The sequence below is a fragment of the Streptomyces sp. NBC_01210 genome (assembly GCF_036010325.1).
Lineage (GTDB): Bacteria > Actinomycetota > Actinomycetes > Streptomycetales > Streptomycetaceae > Streptomyces.
Genome location: NZ_CP108549.1, coordinates 3,949,494 through 3,969,128, shown reverse-complemented (window position 1 = coordinate 3,969,128; position 19,635 = coordinate 3,949,494). Strand labels below are relative to the sequence as shown.

General features: G+C 67.4%; 17 protein-coding genes and 1 pseudogene. 12 read left to right on the top strand and 6 right to left on the bottom strand.

Annotation, left to right across the window (positions count from 1 at the left end; genetic code table 11):
* Nucleotides 1–21: 21 nt before the first annotated feature.
* Nucleotides 22–138 (top strand): annotated as a pseudogene (locus OG735_RS41960) (Thoeris anti-defense Tad2 family protein); the annotation flags it as partial.
* Between the two features lie 145 nt (nt 139–283).
* Nucleotides 284–484 (top strand): hypothetical protein, encoded by a 201-nt coding sequence (locus OG735_RS17815; RefSeq protein ID WP_327324174.1) that lies wholly within the window; start codon nt 284–286, stop codon nt 482–484.
* Nucleotides 485–595: 111 nt separating this feature from the next.
* Here OG735_RS17815 and OG735_RS17810 read toward each other — a convergent pair whose 3' ends face one another.
* Together OG735_RS17810 and OG735_RS17805 are read right to left on the bottom strand one after the other, a co-directional pair.
* Nucleotides 596–811 (bottom strand): helix-turn-helix domain-containing protein, encoded by a 216-nt coding sequence (locus OG735_RS17810; protein ID WP_327324173.1) that lies wholly within the window; start codon nt 809–811, stop codon nt 596–598.
* Between the two features lie 79 nt (nt 812–890).
* On the bottom strand, nt 891–1,835 hold the full coding sequence (locus OG735_RS17805; protein ID WP_327324172.1) for a tyrosine-type recombinase/integrase: 945 nt from the start codon (nt 1,833–1,835) through the stop codon (nt 891–893).
* Between the two features lie 444 nt (nt 1,836–2,279).
* On the opposite strand from OG735_RS17805, the gene OG735_RS17800 reads away from it, so the two are divergent.
* From OG735_RS17800 to OG735_RS17790, 3 genes are all read left to right on the top strand, one after another.
* The gene (locus OG735_RS17800) at nt 2,280–2,645 is read left to right on the top strand and encodes a winged helix-turn-helix domain-containing protein (RefSeq protein WP_327324171.1); all 366 of its coding nucleotides are present in this window, start codon (nt 2,280–2,282) and stop codon (nt 2,643–2,645) included.
* Between the two features lie 226 nt (nt 2,646–2,871).
* Complete coding sequence (locus OG735_RS17795; RefSeq protein ID WP_327324170.1) at nt 2,872–4,101, top strand: helix-turn-helix domain-containing protein; 1,230 nt, start codon at nt 2,872–2,874, stop codon at nt 4,099–4,101.
* Between the two features lie 19 nt (nt 4,102–4,120).
* A complete protein-coding gene (locus OG735_RS17790) occupies nt 4,121–4,606 on the top strand; it encodes an NUDIX hydrolase (RefSeq protein WP_327324169.1) in 486 nt (161 codons plus the stop codon).
* Nucleotides 4,607–5,320: 714 nt separating this feature from the next.
* Here OG735_RS17790 and OG735_RS17785 read toward each other — a convergent pair.
* Complete coding sequence (locus tag OG735_RS17785) at nt 5,321–8,419, bottom strand: NACHT domain-containing protein (RefSeq protein ID WP_327324168.1); 3,099 nt, start codon at nt 8,417–8,419, stop codon at nt 5,321–5,323.
* 799 nt (nt 8,420–9,218) lie between these two features.
* Here OG735_RS17785 and OG735_RS17780 point away from each other — a divergent pair.
* A complete protein-coding gene (locus tag OG735_RS17780) occupies nt 9,219–9,695 on the top strand; it encodes a hypothetical protein (protein WP_327324167.1) in 477 nt (158 codons plus the stop codon).
* Between the two features lie 177 nt (nt 9,696–9,872).
* Nucleotides 9,873–12,218: an MMPL family transporter gene (locus tag OG735_RS17775; protein ID WP_327324166.1), complete on the top strand. Its 2,346-nt coding sequence runs from the start codon at nt 9,873–9,875 to the stop codon at nt 12,216–12,218.
* 93 nt (nt 12,219–12,311) lie between these two features.
* Here the strand turns inward: OG735_RS17775 and OG735_RS17770 are convergent, their stop codons facing one another.
* Nucleotides 12,312–13,265 carry a trypsin-like serine peptidase gene (locus OG735_RS17770; RefSeq protein WP_327324165.1) on the bottom strand — a complete coding sequence of 318 codons (954 nt, stop codon included), beginning with the start codon at nt 13,263–13,265 and terminating at the stop codon, nt 12,312–12,314.
* A gap of 110 nt (nt 13,266–13,375) precedes the next feature.
* Nucleotides 13,376–13,861 (bottom strand): GNAT family N-acetyltransferase, encoded by a 486-nt coding sequence (locus tag OG735_RS17765; RefSeq protein WP_327324164.1) that lies wholly within the window; start codon nt 13,859–13,861, stop codon nt 13,376–13,378.
* Between the two features lie 61 nt (nt 13,862–13,922).
* Here OG735_RS17765 and OG735_RS17760 point away from each other — a divergent pair, with 61 nt between their 5' ends.
* Entirely contained in the window at nt 13,923–14,720 is a 798-nt protein-coding gene (locus OG735_RS17760) for an exodeoxyribonuclease III (RefSeq protein WP_327324163.1), read from the top strand.
* Nucleotides 14,721–14,961: 241 nt separating this feature from the next.
* On the opposite strand, the gene OG735_RS17755 is transcribed toward OG735_RS17760, so the two are convergent.
* Entirely contained in the window at nt 14,962–15,588 is a 627-nt protein-coding gene (locus OG735_RS17755; RefSeq protein ID WP_327328361.1) for a MerR family transcriptional regulator, read from the bottom strand.
* A gap of 166 nt (nt 15,589–15,754) precedes the next feature.
* Here OG735_RS17755 and OG735_RS17750 point away from each other — a divergent pair, with 166 nt between their 5' ends.
* The 4 genes from OG735_RS17750 (at nt 15,755) to OG735_RS17735 (ending at nt 19,558) form a co-directional block, all read left to right on the top strand.
* Nucleotides 15,755–17,362: a flavin-containing monooxygenase gene (locus OG735_RS17750; protein WP_327324162.1), complete on the top strand. Its 1,608-nt coding sequence runs from the start codon at nt 15,755–15,757 to the stop codon at nt 17,360–17,362.
* Nucleotides 17,359–18,330 carry an alpha/beta fold hydrolase gene (locus OG735_RS17745; protein WP_327324161.1) on the top strand — a complete coding sequence of 324 codons (972 nt, stop codon included), beginning with the start codon at nt 17,359–17,361 and terminating at the stop codon, nt 18,328–18,330. Before OG735_RS17750 ends, OG735_RS17745 begins: the two co-directional genes overlap by 4 nt.
* Nucleotides 18,327–19,208 carry an SDR family oxidoreductase gene (locus OG735_RS17740; RefSeq protein ID WP_327324159.1) on the top strand — a complete coding sequence of 294 codons (882 nt, stop codon included), beginning with the start codon at nt 18,327–18,329 and terminating at the stop codon, nt 19,206–19,208. The genes OG735_RS17745 and OG735_RS17740 overlap by 4 nt, the downstream gene beginning before the upstream one ends.
* 98 nt (nt 19,209–19,306) lie before the next feature.
* Nucleotides 19,307–19,558, top strand: coding sequence for a hypothetical protein (locus OG735_RS17735; RefSeq protein WP_327324157.1), 252 nt, complete (start codon nt 19,307–19,309; stop codon nt 19,556–19,558).
* Nucleotides 19,559–19,635 lie beyond the last annotated feature (77 nt).

Genomic DNA, 19,635 nt, shown 5'->3' with positions numbered 1-19,635 from the left:
CCCGAGCGGGGCGTTACGCTGATGGGCATGGACTTCTCAGCCGCGCTGGCGCTGATGAAGGAAGGCCGGCGCATGGCCCGCCGTAGCTGGATGCAGCCGGGCAAGTACGTGTCCTGGAGCCGGAATCGGCCTGCATCACCCCCGACAACCTGGACCGCACCCTCGAAGCTCACCTGCGGTTCGTCACCGCCGACGGCACCGTCCAGGCCGGGGTGCAGCCCTCGCACGCCGGACTGCTCGCCGAGGACTGGTACGACATCGACGCGGACGAGGAGCGATGACGATGCGGGAGCTGACCCGCGGCGAGTGGACCGCCTTCCACGCGGCCTACCAGCGTGGGAAGACGGCCGTCTGCGCCCAGTGCGGCCAGGTCGGCGAGGTTGTGCTCAAGCCGCTGGAGCGGACGGTGCCCTTCGCGTGCTGGCACGTGCTGGCGGTCCCGGACAACACCGAGACGGCGCCGTCTGCGGGAACGGAGCACTGACGCCGTCACCTTGCGGCTGAGGGGCTTCCTCGTGTCTGCCGAACGGGCCCCGTTCACCGGGGCGCACGCCGAGCATCAGGGCGCCGCCCTTCTGCCTGTGGGCGTGGGATATCACGTCGCGGACTGCCCCCGCTTCGCGCCGCCACGTGAGCGGAAGGCGGCTCCGGCGTCGGCCAGGAGGCGGTGCACCCCGCCGTAGGAACGGCCACTGGACTCCGCCAGCGAGCGGATCGAGGCGCCCTTCTCGTACTGGGACTTGAGCTCGGCGGCGACTTTGTCGCGGTCCGGTCCGGGCAGCAGCCGACGGGCCGGGGACTTGCTGGACATGAGCGGGTTCCTTCCCCCAGGGACTCGACCCCATCATGATCCCGCACGGCGGGCGGGACCGGCCACCCTTTCCGCACGGTCAGCGGCGGCGGCGGTTGTGTTCGTCATTCTCCGCGGTGACGCGGGCGGAGGTCTCCTCACCGAGCTTCACGTAGTGGCCCAGCGTCCCCAGGTGCTTGTGACGGGACTTGGCCTGCAGCTCGGGAGCGGAGCGGCCCTTCTCGGCGAGGTGTTTGAGCCCGGAGTGCCGCAGCTGGTGGAGCGTGTAGCCCTTCGCGTGCGGGTCGTGCAGCTTGGACGCGCTCTTGAACAGATACTCCGCCCGCGGGTAGGACAGCCGGCCACGCCCCGTGCCCGGGTCGATGTCCGCCAGGGCGGGCGCCCGGCGGCCGGAGGCAGGCGCGCGCCGGTCGGCGAGGAACACTGGCCCGGTCGTACGGCCCTGGAGCAGGCGCGGCAGCAGTCGGGCGGTGGGGGTCTCCCAGTGCACGTACGCGTTGTCGCCGCCCTTCTCCCCGGCCCGGCCGCGGCGGAACTCCATGTCGAGGTCGGGCACGTCGAGCTGAAGCAGCTCGTCCGCTCGGGCGCACGTCTCGTAGGCCATGCGCCACAAGACCCGTTCGCGCAAGCCGAAACGGTCGTCGGTGAACAGCCGTTCCAGCCGGGCCCTGGGGATGGCCTTGTCGCGGTCGCGGGTCACCTTGCGCCGCTCCAGCCGCCGGCCGGGGTCCGTGGTCAGCCAGTCCTGCCGCCGCGCGTACGCGGCGAACGAGTTCAGCGCGGACAGGTGCTTGTTCCAGGTGTTCGCGGCCCGCGCATCCCAGCGGGCCATCACCGCCTCGTAGACCTCGGGGGTGAGACCGCCGGTGGCGAACTGGTCGCCGACGAGCGCGCGAAGCCGGGCCAGGGTCTCGGCGTAGGTGGTGCGGGTTCCGGGGTCGTCGCGGAAGCGGTCGAGGAACCGGTCCACGGCGACCGCGAGCGGGACCGTACTCGCGGTGCGCGGGAGCGGGATCACGGACACGGCGTACGCACCTCCGGCTGACGTGACACAGAACGTTGCCGAGTCGCCCCCACAGCGGAGGTGGGTCCCCGCAGGTCGCTCGGCGCGGATCAACGGCTATGCGACACAGAATACTTAATTCTGTGTCACATGAGGGAAGGGTCCGCAGAATATCCACACATCGACCGCTGCGTCCCCACTATCCCTTTCCACTGCATCTCGACTGCCCCTGCCCATCACGCCGACTCCGCCTCTCACGCCAGGTGATCGCGACTACGCACAGCTACCTGTCGGGTAGCGGCAGCTATACGAGAACCGGGCCTCCTAGATCAGACGACTTGAAGTACTAAGTACTCCAACAGGGATGCCAGATTGCACCTGTCCTACTTGTTGTGTCAAGTGGTTGTCCTCGACTCGTGTCGGCGCCATGTGCTGCACTAGGTACGACAACCGCGGAGAGGGGTTATGGCCGAGTTCACTGGACGTGCGGCGTACTTGCAGATCGCCGACGAGATCAAGCGACAGATCCACGATCGGAAACTGTCTCCCGGGGACAAGATCCCGTCAGAGGCGACGCTGATGAAGGATCACAACGTCTCGCGCACCGTTGCTCGCCAAGCGATCTCGCGTCTCCGTGAGGACGGCTTCGTGATCTCCCATCAGGGCAAGGGCAGTTTTGTTGCCGCGCCCTCGGAGGACAGAGAGCGGCGGAGCCCCGAGTTCACTCAGATCACAGAGCATCTCGACGAAGTTCTTCGGGACGTCCGGCAGTTGGCGGCACGGATGGATCATCTTGAAGAATTGGTCCGTCAGCAGAAGCCAAAGCCCTAGCGGCGGCGTTGACCCTGCGCTCCAGGTCGGCCATCTCCTTCCCAACTCCCATGATTCGCTTGACCAGTTGCAACCGTTCTGCTGAGGTCAGCGCCATCGTTGGCCCCCTCGTCGCGAGATCGGGCTGACAGGCCCTCGGGTTGTCAGTAACGCTAGGTCCGGTCCGTAGCGGGACCCCGGAAAATTCCTCCGGGGTCCTCGCAAAAGGCAGGGGGACGCTCTTCCCATGCGAGGAATGACAACGAACCTGACGATCGGCGAACGAGTCGCGTGGTATCGCCGAAGGCGCGGTATCTCCCAGGAAGTGTTGGCTGGCATGGTCGGCCGAACGGTCGACTGGGTCAGCAAGGCAGAGAACAACCGCCTGGAGCTGGACCGGTTGTCGGTCATCAAGTCTTTGGCCGACGCGCTGGACGTGACTCTTGGCGATCTGCTCGCCGAGCCGACGCTCATGGACTGGACGCCCGACAGCGGTACGCGTACCGTGCCCGCCCTGCGATCAGCGCTTATGAACTACCGCCAACTCACACCGCTGTTGGGCGTGCCAACCGAGGGCGAGCCGACGCCGCTCGGTGAACTGCGTACGAACGTGGTCGAGGTCTGGGACGCCTATCAAGACTCCCGATTCGGCTTCGCGACTCACCGCCTGCCGTTGCTCCTGACGGACGCGCTCATCGCAGCGCAGTCGTACGAGGGGCAGGAGCGCGAGACTGCCCACGATCTGACCGCCCTGACTTACCAGGGCGCGGCCATGGTGCTCACCAAGCTTGGAGAAACTGACCTTGCGTGGATCGCTGCTGACCGCGGGCTCAACGCCGCCCAGCAGACCAGCAACGCGGTAGTGACCGGATCACTCTTCAGGTCAGTCGCTCATTGCCTACTCTCCAACGGTCGCTTCGAGGCAGCCGTGCAGCTCGTCAGCGACGCAGCCGACTATCTCCGTCTCCAACTCGACCGGATCGACGTGTCGCCGGGTTTCCTCTCCGTCTACGGGACGCTCTTCCTCACAGGAGCGATGGCAGCGGCACGCGCCGAGGATCGTGCGGCTACGCGAGAATTCCTCGCAGAGGCCGACAGGGTCGCTCAGCAGCTCGGCGATGACGCCAACCACATGTGGACGGCATTCGGGCCGACCAACGTCGCAATTCATCGAGTCGCCACCGCCGCCGAGCTCGGAGACATGCAGATCGCCGTGGATCTAGGGCCGGAGATCGACACCAGTGGTCTGCCGACCGAGCGACGCACCCGGCACAGCATCGAGGTAGCCCGCGCACTCAGCGCCAGCAACCGTGCGGACGAAGCCCTGACCATGCTGCTCGAAGCCGAGAGCTGGGCCCCAGAGCAGGTCCGTAGTCACTACCTCGCGCGCGAGGTAGTTCTCACATGGGTGCGGAACCAGCGCGGACGACCGAGCCGGAGCCTTGCCGACCTGGCCCAGCGCCTGCACGTCGTGTGACGTAGGTACGCTCGACTTCATGGCAGTGAACGAGCACGAAGCGAAGATGGCGCATCCGCGTATGGCCGCGGGTGCGCTCTTCTTTGATCCGGCCGGCCGTGTCCTCATGGTCGAGCCGTCCTACAAGGACTACTGGGACATCCCCGGCGGGTACGTCGAGACTGGCGAGTCTCCGTTGCAAGCTGCCACGCGCGAAGTCCGCGAAGAGCTGGGCATCGCTCCACCGCTGGGCCGCCTCCTGGCCATCGACTGGGCTCCGAACCGCAGCGAGGGCGACAAGGTCCTCTACCTCTTTGACGGCGGCGAGCTGACATCCGAGGATCTGGCCCGCATCACGCTCCAGGTAGACGAGTTGAAGGGCTTTGCCTTCCTTGCCCCTGCCGAGATCAATGAGTGCACGATCCCGCGATTGGCCCGACGAATCCTCGCAGCGATCGAAGCCCGTACAGGGACGGCACCGGTGTACCTGGAACACGGCCAGACACCCGACTCAGTCGCCGCGTAGCTCCGCGCGGACAGACTTTCCCTACATCATCAAGGCTCGCTGCGCTCGCTGTCTGACCGGCGTTCGGGGAGCCCGTGGATCATTGCTAACCCAGCCGCCACACACAGCCCAGCCACACGGGACCGGCTCTGTCCCACGCCCGCTATGTGCCCGAGTGGCCCCCAGCAGACGACAAAGACACAAGCGCACCAAGCCCTGGGGAAGAGACGGACGCTCGGGAGAACACCACATTTGACGCATCGAACGTCTGCATTCCCGGCCTCCTGAACTGCGGTAGCAGTCTGATCAAAGATCAGAGAGTGCCGCACGGAGTGCGGCGGCGCCGGCCGGACGCCGCCGCGCTTGCCCCTCAATGTCTTCGCCACCGGGGCCGCACGTCGTCGCCCGCCCGCGCCCACAAGGGGGCGAAAAGAACCAGGCCGGGGGTGGGGACGGACGGCTCCACGGCTTTACCCACCTCCCCGATTCGGGACCCGCGTCGAGCAAGACCAGGGGGCCACTCGGACACATTGCGGGCAGGGGACAAGCCTGCCCGAGTAGCCGGCAAGCGTACGGCCCCCTGATCATGCACGACCCCAAACCAGGCAGGACACCGACCAAAGCCATTCCACCGACCTCAGGCACACTGTCGCCTGACAGGATCGGCTCATGACCGAACACGCCCGGCCCGATGATCTGCCCGCTCAACAAGTTCGCCGCGAGAGGGGGCTGAGGTCAAATGACCTGCGTCGACACGCCGGGAATGTCTAGGGCTGCGACTCGCGCACCGTCGGGGGTTTGACACTCAGCAAGTGACACATATTCAAGATTTCCGAGCCGCCCAAAAATTTGAGGGTCGGAAGGCACTACGCAGGTGTGCAGATTCAGGTGCGCCAACGAGGGTGGGGCACTCTTGAGCGTAGCGATCCAGGAATTTACGTCACACTCGCCAAGATATAGGGAACGGAGCTTGGCCGATCCCGCAAGGTCTTCAAATCCTTTTATCGTGATGAAATCCGCCCCTACCACTTGCAGCCACTCCAGCTCAGGGAGTGCGAGCAGTTGGCTAAGGTCGCTCTCCGCCGTGACGTAGCTGAAGCTGAGGAACTCCAGCTTGTTCAATGAGCGCCAGACCAGCTCGTCCACCTCGTCAGGGGAAGGAAGTCCGAGGGCCCGCAACTCTGTGAGCTCCCCAAGAATCGACGCTTCTCCAACTTTCGTGCCGCCAAATATCATGAGCTGCTGCAAACCAAGGTGCCCGCGAAGAACAGACAGATCGATTTCTTCAATCGCTCCGTTTATCCAAATCTGCTCTAGAGGCGGGAAGTCGGCGAGAAACTCGATACCCCGAACCGAGTAATTTACTTCGAGGTGTGTCAATGAACGCAACCGGCGTGCTGCCTTCAGCTGGCCGGGATGACTGATCAGCACATCGTTCCCCGCCAGCTGTAGCCGAGACAAGACACCATTGGCGTAAGAATCCGCATCGAAGTAGTCCCACGCGCCGATGAGTGCTTGGACAACGCCCGGACGCTCGTCTCCCACGTAGCCCGCAAGCAGTTCCAGAGACTCCTCGCCTCCGATCAGCGCCACGGTCCGTACGGTCTGTGCTGCAGCCTTCTCGGTCAACTGCGCCAGCGACGACGGTAGCCAACGGCGGAGGCTGGGTCCTACAGCCGCTAGGGCGGGCGGATCAGTAATACGCCGCGCCGGAAGCAGTTTGCGTACCGCCTCGTCTAGACGGTTCGCAAGGCCGACCGAGATTACCGGCATGGTCTCCTGACATGCCGCCGCCACTAAATGGAGTGTGCGCGCGTGACGGATCTCCTCCTCGGCACGGTCGAGGATGCCACCGAGCAGTTCCTCCCGCTGACGCGTATTGGCGTGGCCCGCCACCATGATGATTGTCTCGCGCCACAGATCAAGGTGCGCGCGGCCAATAAGGTTGCCGATACGATCCTCTTCCGCAGCCTCCTTCGCGGCGAGGTACTCCTGAAAGGTCCGGTGCACAAAGTCCAAGCGCCCCTCCGCAGGAGACCGGAGAATTCCAGAACGATGCCTTAGTTGCTCAAGGACCTGGTCGCCGTTTAGATCGTCCAGGTGGCGCATCGACTTTAGCTTCGCCGCGACGTAGCCGGCTGCCCTTTCGAGGTCGACTTCGCTTCGGTGGTTATCCGACAAGCGCCATGCGAGGTCCCTTAGTATGACGAGTTTGTCACCGAGGCTGAGCTTACTGTCCACCGCGCTCGGCACGTTCCGATCGGCGTCGCGATCGTGTACGAGGGTGTCCAGGGCATTGCGATACAACTCCATGCGATCCCGCGGCAGCTGGCGTCCTCTGTTCAAGTGCATGGCGCACAACATGGCTGCCAACAGCGGTGTGCTCGCCAAAGACTGGAGGTGGGCCCGGTCCTTGAGACTGGTGAGAAGGGACTGTTCGTACTGCGGCAGTTCGTCTACGGAGCAGGGCAGGTCGCCGCCGAGGTCCCTCACTGCCTGGTGCCACTGCCGTACGAATGCCGCCAGGTCTGGAGGCGTCATCCGTTCCATATGGAGGGACGTGAATTCCTCATTGCGTAACCAGTCCGCGCCGGCCGCCGCAGGGCGCGAAGTAACGACCACCCGTACACAGTCGTATTGGGCGAGCAGTTTGCGCAGCCAGTCCCGTACCAGTCGGCGTTCCCGGTCGAGCAGCTCGTCCACGCCGTCGATCAAGAGCAATGCCCTGCCGCCGCTGAGCTGTCGCTCCACCCACCCCCGAGGCATGACCCCGGTGATCGGACCGGCGACTCCGTCGAGCATGGCCTCTGGTTTTGGCGGCGTGCGACCACTGTACTCACGCAACTTGATGAAGATCGGAGTGAGCCCGTTCCATTCGGCCAATTCCCCGGTAAAGGCTCCGCGCGCAGCCATCACGGCCAGCCAGCGCAGCAAGGTCGTCTTTCCGGAACCGGCTTCGCCCCGCAGGAGCACCCGGGACGCATTGCTCAGCGCGGACTCGACTCCCATACCGATGTTCTCGCTGCCAGCCCCTTCCCAATTGCTCATGTCAGGTCTGAGTGGTGACAGAGAACGGACGGTACGTCGGCGCTTGCCGTCGTCGCCGGTGGCCCGCAAGCTGACGTACGCAGTCGACAAGCGTACGCGTGGTGCGGATGCCTGATCGGACGTACGGCGAAACAGCTCGACTTCGTCGAGTTCCCTGCTGACCAGTTCCATATAGGTACGACGGAAGGCCGTGTCTTGGTCCGTGCCGTCTGGCGCGAACAGTGACCGATCGGGGAGCCGCTCCAAGATCCGGGCTACCTCAGCCCCCAGCGTGGCTGTCCGCGCCAGCAACTCGCCTGCTACCCGCTCCTCGAAGACGGGCAGGCTACGCACAATGTAGACGTAGTACTCGACGCACTCAGCGAAGAGCACGTCATACAGGCGAGTCTCCGCCTCGTTTAGGCCTACCGGCCCGCTTACGGAACCGGCGATGTAGCGAGTGAGCTCGGCCGGCTGGGCGTTCGCAGCAAGGAGAGCTTCGTCCGAGAGGTCCGCGTGGGTAAACGTGTCGGCCACAGCGTTGATCACGGCCTGACGGCCGCCCTCGTCCAAGCGTTGGAACGCATGCTTCAAGTACGGCTCCAACCGGTCGAAGACCGCGTTGGTAATCTTTTCGAATTGCTGCTGGACCTCGCGCTGTAGCCTCACACCGGGTACCCGAACCCGAATCAGTTCCTCCATCGATAGTCGGCGCTCCTGCTCCCGCCGCTTGCCGCCTAGCCACCACTGACCAGCTGCGTTCGCCACCGTCGTGCCCAGCCGTAATGCGGCCGTCTCCCCGATCATTGAAACCCCTCCCGTACGCCGGCCCAGGGCATTGTTGCAGCAGACAGCGACAAAAGGGCCCCTTCGGGCCGAAAACCAGCATCCAGCTCACGGGGCCGGATGAAGCAGCTATGGATGCGGACGCTCGGCTTTACAGACCGCGCTTCCCCGCCGCTGATGGTTACAGGGCCTGCCCGACGGCTCCTACGGGCGTGCTGCGCGAACCAGGCCCGGACATTCCGTCCGGGAGCGGAGCACCGGCGCAGGCGGTAAGCGCGAGACCGCAGAATCCAGTCTCGCTGCCTAACCATGGACTGGCAGCTCCCGCGGGCACAGCCCTACCACGCTGACCAGCGAATACACCCGGGACTCACGAGGCCTCCGGAGCCGCAGTACAGCAGCGAAGTACAGCAACCACCACGGCCGCATCCGACCGACATCGGCCCCGATCACCCCGGCTGACCAGCCGAGCGGACCTCAACGACCGCCCCGCCTGTAGTTCGCATCGAGGGGGTCTGGGGTTCAAATCCCCACAGGTCCACAACAATGCTGTTCACGAGATCCCGGTCAGACTCACCGTCTGACCGGGATCTCGTCGTTCGCGCCTCTGCTTGTCGAAAGTCACCGGATTCGCGCGGTGTTCGACGCAAGAGACCGAGGAAAGAGCCGACCCACGTTGGACGATGTCCTGGCCCGCTGTCGCGGCACGCGCAACCCGATCGAGCGGATCCTGAATCATGCCGCCCATGAGCGCCGAATGAGCCGGGCCGCAGGAACACGAAGGCTGGCAGCGGCTCTGTCAGCCTTTCTGATGCTCGCAGTGCTGACGGCATGTTCGCCCTCGGACGACGCCGCCGTGCGTTACGCCGAGGATTACGCCAACCATGAGCCACTGAGGGTGGTCGGCTACCCGTCCACCGGTTCACTGGAAGTGACGCAAGAGATCGTCTGGCGGATCGCTGACGAGCGGGCAGAAGGGCTGCAATCGCTCGCGAGCAGCGACGGCACCGAGGACGAGACCAAGAAGACGGCCGCCAACTGGATCAAGGAGTTCCGCAACGGCGCCCGGGGGAAGGTCACCGCGGACTTCTACGACGAGGGCTCCGATCGCCAAATGGTGGTGCTGTACTTCCACGACACCGGACAGATCAAGGACATTGACGTCCGGCTCGACGGCAACGGCGGCCAGAACGGTTGGCGCGCCCTGATGCGCGAGCCCAGTCCGAAGCAGGTGGCGGCCGTACCCGGCTGGGTGCCCAGAAGTCCCGGCGCACTCGGCTCCACGCATCCGGAGTGAGCCGACTCCGACCAACGCCCAAGGGGCGCCTTCCACACGGAAGTGCGCATGCCGTGCGGTCGGATCGGGCTTTTAATGCTGAATGTCCGCTGTGTCTTTCTCTGGACCGGTGTCGGAGAGAGAGCACCTCCAGACCTCGGCAGCCATCCGTGCGCCGGTTCTCGTCGGGAGAAAGGCATGTCGTTGGCTCAGCCTCCGCACGACTCCCCGGCCGCGTCCTCCGCCTCCGCCTCTGCCCCTGCAGCCGCGGCCCGCAAAGGCCTGCTGCGGCGGCTCGGTGAATGGTGCGCCCGCCGCTGTGCGGTCGTCATCCTGGCCTGGCTCGTCGCCCTCGCGGGCCTGCAGGTTCTGCAGCACGCGTACGGCGGCGAGTACTCCGACAACTTCTCGCTGCCCGGCGTCCAGTCGACGGAGGGGCGGGAGGTGCTCAAGGAACACGATCCCGCTGCCGGCGGTTACGCGGCCCAGATCGTCCTGAACGACACGGCCAAGCCGCTCACCGGCTTCGCCTCGCAGATGTCCACGGTGATCGGCAACCTCCAGAAGCTGCCGCATGTGCTGTCCGCGCAGAACCCGTTGCCTCCGCCGGGCTCGACGCCGCCCCCGCAGCAGCCGTCCGGACAGAACATCGGCCCCCTCTCCACGGACGGCGCAACCGCGTACATCACCGTCCGCTTCGATGTGCAGCCGTCCACTCTGGAGAAGTCGTATCTCGACGGTGTGGACACGGCCGTCCAGCCGCTGCGCTCCGCCGGGGTGGATGTGGAGTACGGCGGCCTGCTGGGTGAGCTGGCCAGGCCCGCGGCCAACGACCGGATCAGTGAGCTGATCGGCTTCGGCGTGGCGGTCCTCGTACTGCTGATCGGTTTCGGCAGTGTGCTCGCCGCCGGTGTGCCACTGCTGACGGCGCTGATCAGTGTGATCTGCGGGCTCGCCTGCCTCGGGCTGCTCGCCGCCGCGTTCACTTTCGCCACCGTCTCACCCACGCTCGCCACCATGATCGGTCTCGGCGTGGGCATCGACTACGCGCTGTTCCTGATCACCAGGCACCGGCAGAACCTCATGAACGGCGCCGATCCGGTGGTCGCCGCGGGCAAGGCGGTGGCCACCAGCGGCCGGGCGGTGCTCGTCTCCGGATGCACGGTCATCATCGCTCTGATGGGACTGTCGGTCTCCGGGGTCAGCTTTATCTCCAAACTCGGGGTGGCGGCCGCCGTCACCGTGATCACGGCGGTCGCCGGCGCGCTCACCCTGGTGCCCGCGCTGCTGGGGCTGACCGGCCGGCGGATCGACAAGTACCGGGTGCGCAAGCCGGTCGCGGAGACGGACGCCGTGCCGGGCACCGAGCCGGGCGCCGGGGAGCACGGCAGCTGGCGCCGGTACGCACAGCGCGTCGAGCGACGGCCGTGGTGGTTCCTGACCGGCGGGGTGGTCGTCATTGCCGTGCTCGCCATCCCGCTGTTCTCCATCCAGCTCGGCCACATCGGGGACGGCGCCGACCCGAAGTCCTTCACGGACCGGCGGGCGTTCGACCTGATGTCCGACGCTTTCGGCCCCGGGTCCAACGGGCCGATGACCCTTGTCATCGACCAGACCTCGGTGCCGGCCGCCGACCGCGCGGCGCTTGCGACACAGGCTCAGAAGGCGCTCGCCCATGTGTCCGGGGCCGCCGTGATCACCCCGCTGAAGCCCACTCAGGACGGAGACGTACTGGTCGGCACCGCCTATTCGCAGCAGGCGCCGCAGGACGAGGTCACCACAGAGCTGGTCAACCGGCTGGACGACGACGTCCTGCCCGAGGCCGTCAACGGCACCTCCGCACAGGGCTACGTCACCGGGACGACCGCGGCCCAGGTCGACTTCCTGGACATTGTCTCCAGCCGACTGCCCCTGATCATCGCCGTGGTGGTCGCCCTCGCCTTCCTCATCATCCTGATCGTCTTCCGCGGGCTGCTGGTCGCGGTCAAGGCGGCCGTGCTCAACGTCCTGTCCATCGCGGCCTCGTACGGAGTTGTGGTGGCCGTCTTCCAGTGGGGCTGGGGCGGCCCGGCGCTGGGGGTATCGGGCAAGGTGCCCATCGAGAGCTATGTGCCGATGATGATGTTCGCGATCGTCTTCGGGCTGAGCATGGACTACGAGATCTTCCTGCTCTCCCGCGTGCACGAGGCCTGGCTGCGCACCGGCGACCCGAAGGCGAGCGTCGCGCACGCGCTGGAGATCACCGCACGCGTCATCACCTGCGCCGCGCTCATCATGGTGAGCGTCTTCGCCGCCTTCGTGGTCAGCGACAACATCGTGGTCAAGATGCTGGGCCTGGGCCTGGCCGTGAGCGTGCTCATCGACGCGACCGTGGTGCGGCTGCTGCTGGTGCCGGCGGTGATGACGCTGATGGGGCGGGCGGCCTGGTGGACGCCGCGGTGGCTGGACCGGGTCCTGCCGCATGTGGACACCGAGGGCGAGGACGAGGACGAGATGGCGGGCGCGGCCGGTGACGGCGTGCCTGCGGGCAGCGGGCGGCGCTGACCCGGCCCGAACGCGCCGGCCCGAACGCGCCGGCCCGAACGCGCCGGGCGGGACCGGCGGGGGCCGAGCGGCCCCCGTCGGCTCCCGAAGGGATCAGGAGGTCTGGGCCTTGTCGTAGACGGCCTTGGCCTCATTGCCGAAGTACGGGCCGAACATCCGGTTCGGCAGGAAGGTGTAGCCGAAGCTGTTCACCGATGCCTGCAGTCCGGTGCCGGTGGCCTCGCTGAACGAGGTGAACCAGGGGCCGCCGCTGGAGCCGCCCGTCATATTGCAGCCCAGGCTGTGGTCCTTCGAGAACAGGAAGTCCTTCGAGCTGTTGCCGCTGCAGTAGATCAGCTTTGTGCCGTCGTACGGGGCGGCCGCGGGGAAGCCGAAGGCGTACATGGGCTTGTTGTAGCCGCCGTTGAAGCTCAGGCCCTGCGCACCGACCGTATCGGCGAGCTTGTTGCCGTTCAGCGGGGCGACGACAGCCAGGCCGACGTCGTAGTTGATGTCCTCGCTCGCCGCCCACTGGTCCGTCGAGAACGTCTTGGTGGCGGACCACTGACCGTACGGCGCCTGGCCGTTGTTGTACGCGGGCACGAAGACCCAGTTGGTGTGCCAGCTGCCCTGGTACTTCACGCAGTGGCCCGCGGTGATCACTGTGCTGCCGTTCTGGCTGGTCACCGAGTCGCCGGAGCAGGATGCCGTACGGCCCTGGAAGGTGAAGAACACCCGGCCGGACGTCTTGACCACGGCGCCGCCGCCCGTCCACGCGCCGCCGGCCTGCGGGAACGCGGTGGGGGACACGGCGGTCGGCGGGACGACCGTCTCCTTGCCACCGGACCGCGGGGCTCTGACCGAGCCGGGAACGGCCTGGATCAGATCGAGCGGAGTGGCGTTGCGCATCCGCTCCGCGGTCCAGAAGCCCTGTGTCTGCTGCTGTTTGAAGACACTGGGTGCGGGGGACGGAGTGGGGGCCGCGCCGGCGGTGGTGGCGGACAGCGCTCCGGTGAGCAGGGTGCCGACGGTCAACAGGATCCCGGCGGCGGTGCGATGGCGTCTCACGCATGTCTCCTTCTGCCGTGCCCGCGCATGGAGTCGCTCGGGCAGGGTGGGGGATGAGGCGGTGCGGATCGGCTTGCGTGAGGCAGAGTGCCACGGGAATCGCGTTTATGTCAGGGGCGCGACAACGGCTTGGCGAAGCAGCGGCTCTCGTCGTGATGGCGGTAGTGGCCGAATTTGGCGCACGGCAGATAGCCGGACGAGGTGTAAAGGGCGATCGCCTCGGGCTGCTTGGTGCCGGTCTCCAGAACCATCCGGGTACGGCCGGCGGCGCGGGCGTCGTCCTCCAGCGCGGCGAGGATCCGGCGGGCGAAGCCCAGGCCACGCGCCTCGCGGATCACATACATGCGCTTGAGCTCCGCGTCTCCGTCGCTGTAGCCCTCGCCGCCTGCTTCCTGCGAGCGCCAGCCGCCGCTGGCGACGGGACGGTCGTGATCGTCGTACGCGAGAAGATAGAGACCGCGCGGCGGCAGGAACATCGCGGCGTCGAGCGGTGTGACATCGCCCTCGCTCTGGTACCTCTCGGCGTATTCGAGCTGCACCTGGTCATTGAGTTTGACGGCATCGGGGTGGTCGAAGGGCACTTGGCGGAAAATCATGCGGACGATCGTACATGTATGCAATGCGGGCTGTCGGTGTGGTGCTCGGTAGGGTGCCGGGATGCTCACCGTGACAACCGTGAATGTGAATGGTCTCCGCGCCGCGGCCAAGAAGGGCTTTGTGGAGTGGCTGGCCGGTACCGCAGCCGACGCCATCTGCCTCCAGGAGGTACGGGCCGAGGCGCACCAGCTCCCCGACGAGGTCCGCGAGCCGGAGGGCTGGCACACGGTGCACGCCCCGGCCGCCGCGAAGGGCCGCGCGGGCGTGTCGCTCTACACGCGGCGTGAGCCGGACCAGGTGCGGATCGGGTTCGGGTCGAGCGAGTTCGACGCGAGTGGTCGGTATGTCGAGGCCGATCTGCCCGGCGTCACGGTCGCCAGCCTCTATCTGCCGTCGGGCGAGGTGGGGACGGAGCGGCAGGACGAGAAGACTCGGTTCATGGCGGAGTTCCTGCCGTACCTCGCCGAGCTGAAGGCGCGGGCGGCGGCTGACGGACGCGAGGTCGTGGTCTGCGGCGACTGGAACATCGCGCACCAGGAGGCCGACCTCAAGAACTGGAAGGGCAACAAGAAGAACTCCGGCTTCCTGCCCGAGGAACGGGAGTGGATGACCCGTGTCTTCGACGAGGCGGAGTACGTCGACGTGGTGCGCGCGCTGCATCCGGACGAGGAGGGTCCGTACTCCTGGTGGTCGTACCGGGGGCGGGCTTTCGACAACGACACTGGCTGGCGGATCGACTACCAGGTGGCGACGCCGGGTCTGGCGAAGCGCGCGGTGAAGGCGTGGGTCGAGCGGGCGGCGACGCACGGGGAGCGGTGGAGCGACCATGCGCCGGTGACGGTGGCCTACGACCTCTAGCGGTGCGCGAGCGGTAGCGGTCTGCGGGCTGTGGCGGTGTACGCGCTCGGGCAGTGCGCGTGCTCGGGTGGTCTGCGGGCTGTGGCGGTGCGCGAGCGGTGGCGGTCTGCGGGCTGTGGCGGTGTACGCGCTCGGGCGGTCTGCGGGCTGTGGCGGTGCGCGAGCGGGGGCGGTCTACGAGCTGGAGCCGTACCGGCCGTCGGCCGCGGCGCCGGTCCGGCGGGGCCGTGCCCTGCGGCCGCTACCGGTCGGGTGTCTTGCGCAGAAGGCGGTCCATCGCCATCGAGAGTTCCGCGTCCACGACGCTCTTCGCCAGCGGACGCAGCCGGTCCGCACCGCCCTCCGTGGTGTGGGCGCTCAGCATCCCGACGAAGAGTTCGGCCAGTGCGTCCGCGTGGGTGCGGACCCGGCGGCCCGCGTCCAGGACCACGGCGAGCGGTACGCCTTCCCGTACGAGCGCCGCCGAGACGTCCAGCAGGCGGCGGCTGATGTGGACGATCTCGTCGCCGTCCGTCGCCAGATAGCCGAGGTCCAGCGCGGCGGCCAGGTTCTCGGGAGTGACCTCGCCCTCGAAGTAGTCGGCGAGCTCTTCCGGGCTGAGCCTGACCGGCGTCTCCTCGGTGGGTTCGCCGAGGCCGAGCACCTCGCCGACGTCGCGTCCGCTCTCGAAGGCGGTGGCGAGGTCCGCGATGCCGTTGAGCGTGTGGCCGCGTTCCAGCAGCGCGGCGATCGTACGGAGCCGGGCCAGATGATGCTCGTCGTACCAGGCGATACGGCCCTCGCGGCGGGGTGGCGGAATCAGTCCCCGCTCGCGGTAGAAGCGCACCGTGCGCACCGTGATGCCGGCCTCCTTGGCCAGCTCCTGCATGCGGTACTCGCGCCCTGCTCGTCCTTCTGCCACGTCGGTCAGCCTATGTTGTACCGGCAGTAACTCGCCCGGCCCGACCCCTACCGCTGGGTATGTTGCTGCTCTACTCTCCCAACTGTGCCAGTGATCGCTGGCAGGGTTGTGACGTTCAGCGGGAGGCGGCGGCATGGGCCAGCACGAGCACGTACGAGTGGCGGTGATCGGATCCGGGTTCGGCGGCCTGGGGGCCGCGGTCCGGCTGCGCCGCGAAGGGATCACCGACTTCGTCGTCCTGGAGCGGGCGGACTCGGTCGGCGGGACCTGGCGGGACAACAGCTATCCCGGGTGCGCCTGCGACGTGCCCTCGCATCTCTACTCGTTCTCCTTCGCGCCCAACCCCGACTGGCCGCGCACCTTCTCCGGGCAGCAGCACATCCGCGCCTATCTGGAGCATGTCGCGGACACCTTCCGGCTCCGCTCCCACATCCGCCTCAACCATGAAGTGCTGACGATGCACTGGGACAAGGACGAGCTGCGCTGGGAGATCGAGACCTCGAAGGGGACGCTGACCGCCGACGTCGTGGTCTCCGCGACCGGGCCGCTGTCGGACCCGAAGATTCCGGAGATTCCGGGGCTCGCCGACTTCCCGGGCAAGGTCTTCCACTCCTCCCGCTGGGACCACGACTACGACCTGCGCGGCAAGCGCGTCGCGATGATCGGGACCGGTGCGTCGGCGATCCAGATCGTGCCGTCGATCCAGCCGGAGGCGGCAAAGCTGACGCTGTTTCAGCGGACCCCGCCATGGGTGCTGCCGCGCATGGACCGCGCGATCACCGGAGCCGAGCGATGGTTGCACCGCCGGCTGCCGTTCACGGGCGCCGCGCGCCGCGGGCTGCTCTGGGGGATCAGGGAGCTGCAGGTCAGCGCGTTCACCAAGCGACCGAACGAGCTCGGGCTCATCGAGTCGATCGCCAAGCGCAACATGGGCCGCTCGATCAAGGACCCGGTGCTGCGCGGCAAGCTCACGCCCTCGTACCGCATCGGCTGCAAGCGGATCCTGCTGTCGAGCGAGTACTACCCGGCCCTCGCGCAGCCGAATGTGGACGTGGTGGCCTCCGGGCTGGCGGAAGTACGCGGGTCGACGCTGGTAGCGGCCGACGGCACCGAGACCGAGGCCGACGCGATCATCTTCGGTACGGGCTTCCGTGTGACGGACATGCCGATCGCCGAGCGTGTGGTGGGCGCCGACGGGATCACGCTCGCCGAGGCGTGGAAGGACGGGATGGAGTCACTGCGCGGCGCCACCGCCGCGGGCTTCCCCAACTGGATGACGATCATCGGCCCGAACACCGGGCTCGGGAACTCCTCCATGATCCTGATGATCGAGTCGCAGCTGAACTATCTGGCCGACTACATGCGGCAGTTGAACGTTCTGGGCGGGCGCGCGGCGCTCGCGGCCCGGCCGTCCGCCGTGCACACCTGGAACCGGCGGGTGCAGGAGCGAATGGAGCGGACCGTGTGGAAGTCCGGCGGCTGCAACAGCTGGTATCTGGACGCCAACGGCCGTAACACCACGCTCTGGCCGGGGACGACCGGAGAGTTCCGGCGGGCGACGCGTGAGGTGGACCTCGCGGAGTACGAGGTCGTCCGGGTGTCCGCGAAGGGCGCCGAGCCGGCCGTGGGCACCGAGCCGGCAGTGGACGCCGAGTCGGGTGTTGACGCCGAGCCGGCAGTTGACGCCGAGTCGGCCGTCGAGGCTGTAGAGCCCGCGGAGTCCGCGGAGGCCGTGCGATGAGCCGGCTGCTGCGGCGCACGGACGCTCCTCCCGTCGCCGATCGCGAACTGACCGCCGTCTCCGCCGACGGGTCGCGCCTCCATGTCGAGGTGCACGGTCCCGAGGGCGCGCCCATCGTGGTGCTCGCCCACGGCTGGACCTGCTCGACGCACTTCTGGGCCGCGCAGATACGGGACTTGGCGGCGGATCACCGGGTGGTCGTCTACGACCAGCGCGGTCACGGCCGTACGCCGACCGCCGCGGTCGGTACGGATCTGCTCGCCGATGACCTGGAAGCGGTACTCGGAGCGGCACTGGCTCCGGGGGAGAAGGCTGTGCTCGCCGGGCACTCCATGGGCGGGATGACGCTGATGGCCGCGTCGGGCCGCGCCGCCTTCACGGAGCACGCGGCCGCTGTCCTGCTGTGCAGCACGGGCAGCGCGAGGCTGGTCGAGGACTCGCTGGTGCTGCCGCTGCGCGCGGGCCGGACCCGGACCCGGCTCACCCGGATGATCCTCGGGGCGCGCGCCCCGCTCGGCCCGGTGACACCGCTCTCGAAGCGCATTCTCAAGTACGGGACGATGGGCCCCGGTTCGGCGCCGGAGCGGGTGGCGGAGTGCGCCCGTATCGTGCACGCCTGTCCGCGGGCGACCCGGGTGGCCTGGGCGCATGTGCTCGCCGAGCTCGATCTCGACGCGGGCGTACGGGAGTTGAGGGCGCCGACGGTGGTGGTGTCCGGCACGGCCGACCGGCTCACGCCGATCGTGCACGCGCGGCGGCTGGCCGCCGCGCTGCCCGAGTGCGTGGAACTCGTGGAGCTCGCCGGGATGGGACATATGACACCGGTGGAGGCGCCGGAGGTGGTCACCGCGAAGATCCGTGAGCTGGCCGGTACATACGTGAATGCGAACGCCAACGGGGAGGACGGGAACGTGACCGTGAACGCGAAGGCGACCGTCAAGCAGAATGCCAAGGAGGAGGCCGCATGAGCAGGACCAGCCTGGAGGGACAGGTCGCGGTCGTCACCGGCGCGGCGCGGGGTGTGGGTGAGCTGCTGGCCCGCAAACTCTCCGCGCGCGGCGCGAAGGTGGCGCTGGTGGGGCTGGAGCCCGACGTGCTGAAGGAGGTCTCGGAGCGGCTGCACACCGAGAGCGACCACTGGTACGCGGATGTCACCGACCACGAGGCGATGGCCCGGGTCGCCGAGGAGGTCAAGGCGCGCTTCGGCAAGGTCGACATCGTCGTCGCGAACGCGGGTGTCGCCTCCGGCGGCCCGTTCGTCGACTCGGACCCGGTCGCGTGGCGGCGGGTGATCGAGGTCAATCTGATCGGGAGCGCGGTCACGGGCCGGGCGTTCCTGCCGGTGCTGGTGGAGAGCCGCGGCTACTTCCTGCAGATCGCGTCGCTGGCGGCGATCACGCCGGCGCCGATGATGACGGCGTACTGCGCGTCGAAGTCGGGCGTCGAGGCGTTCGCGCACAGCCTGCGCGCGGAGGTCGGGTACAAGGGTGTGCGGGTCGGGGTCGGCTATCTGTCCTGGACGGACACGGACATGGTGCGTGGCGCGGACCAGGACGAGGTGATGCGGGAGTTGCGGCAGCGGCTGCCGTGGCCCTCGAACAAGACGTATCCGCTCGGCCCGGCGGTGGACCGGATCGTGGCCGGGATCGAACGACGGTCCTCGCATGTGTACGCACAGTGGTGGCTGCGGGGAATGCAGTCGGTGCGCGGTTACCTGCCGTCGCTGATCGGGGCGGTGGGGCAGCGGGAGATGCGGCGCTTCGAGCCTCGGCTGGGGGGCGTCGGGAAGGGGCTCGTGGGGGCCGGCGGGGCGGCGGACGAGGAGGCCCGTACACAGCGTCATTGATCGAAATGCGAGGTATGTTCTTGCGTGCCACGCTGGTCGAGGCCCAGGGGGTGTAACAGCCCCCGACCCCCCTCACACCCTTCTAGGAGTGAATCTTCATGGGCATGAAGGACCAGTTCCAGGACAAGGCCTCGAAGCTCGAAGAGCAGGCGAAGCAGACGAAGCGGCAGGCGAAGCGACAGACGAGCGGTGCGAAGGACCCGGCGCCGCAGCGTGGTTCGCAGCCGCAGCGTGGTTCGCAGCCGCGGGAGGAATCCTCGGAGCGGATTTCGCGTGGCCGGGACCAGGGCATGACCAGTAAGGCCATGCAGGACGCCGAGGACAAGTTCCACCAGGACTACGACATCTGACGCGAGCGCTCGCGCTGTGCCGCGTGGATGAGGGGCGCACCCGTGACGACGGGTGCGCCCCTTCCGCGTACGCGGCG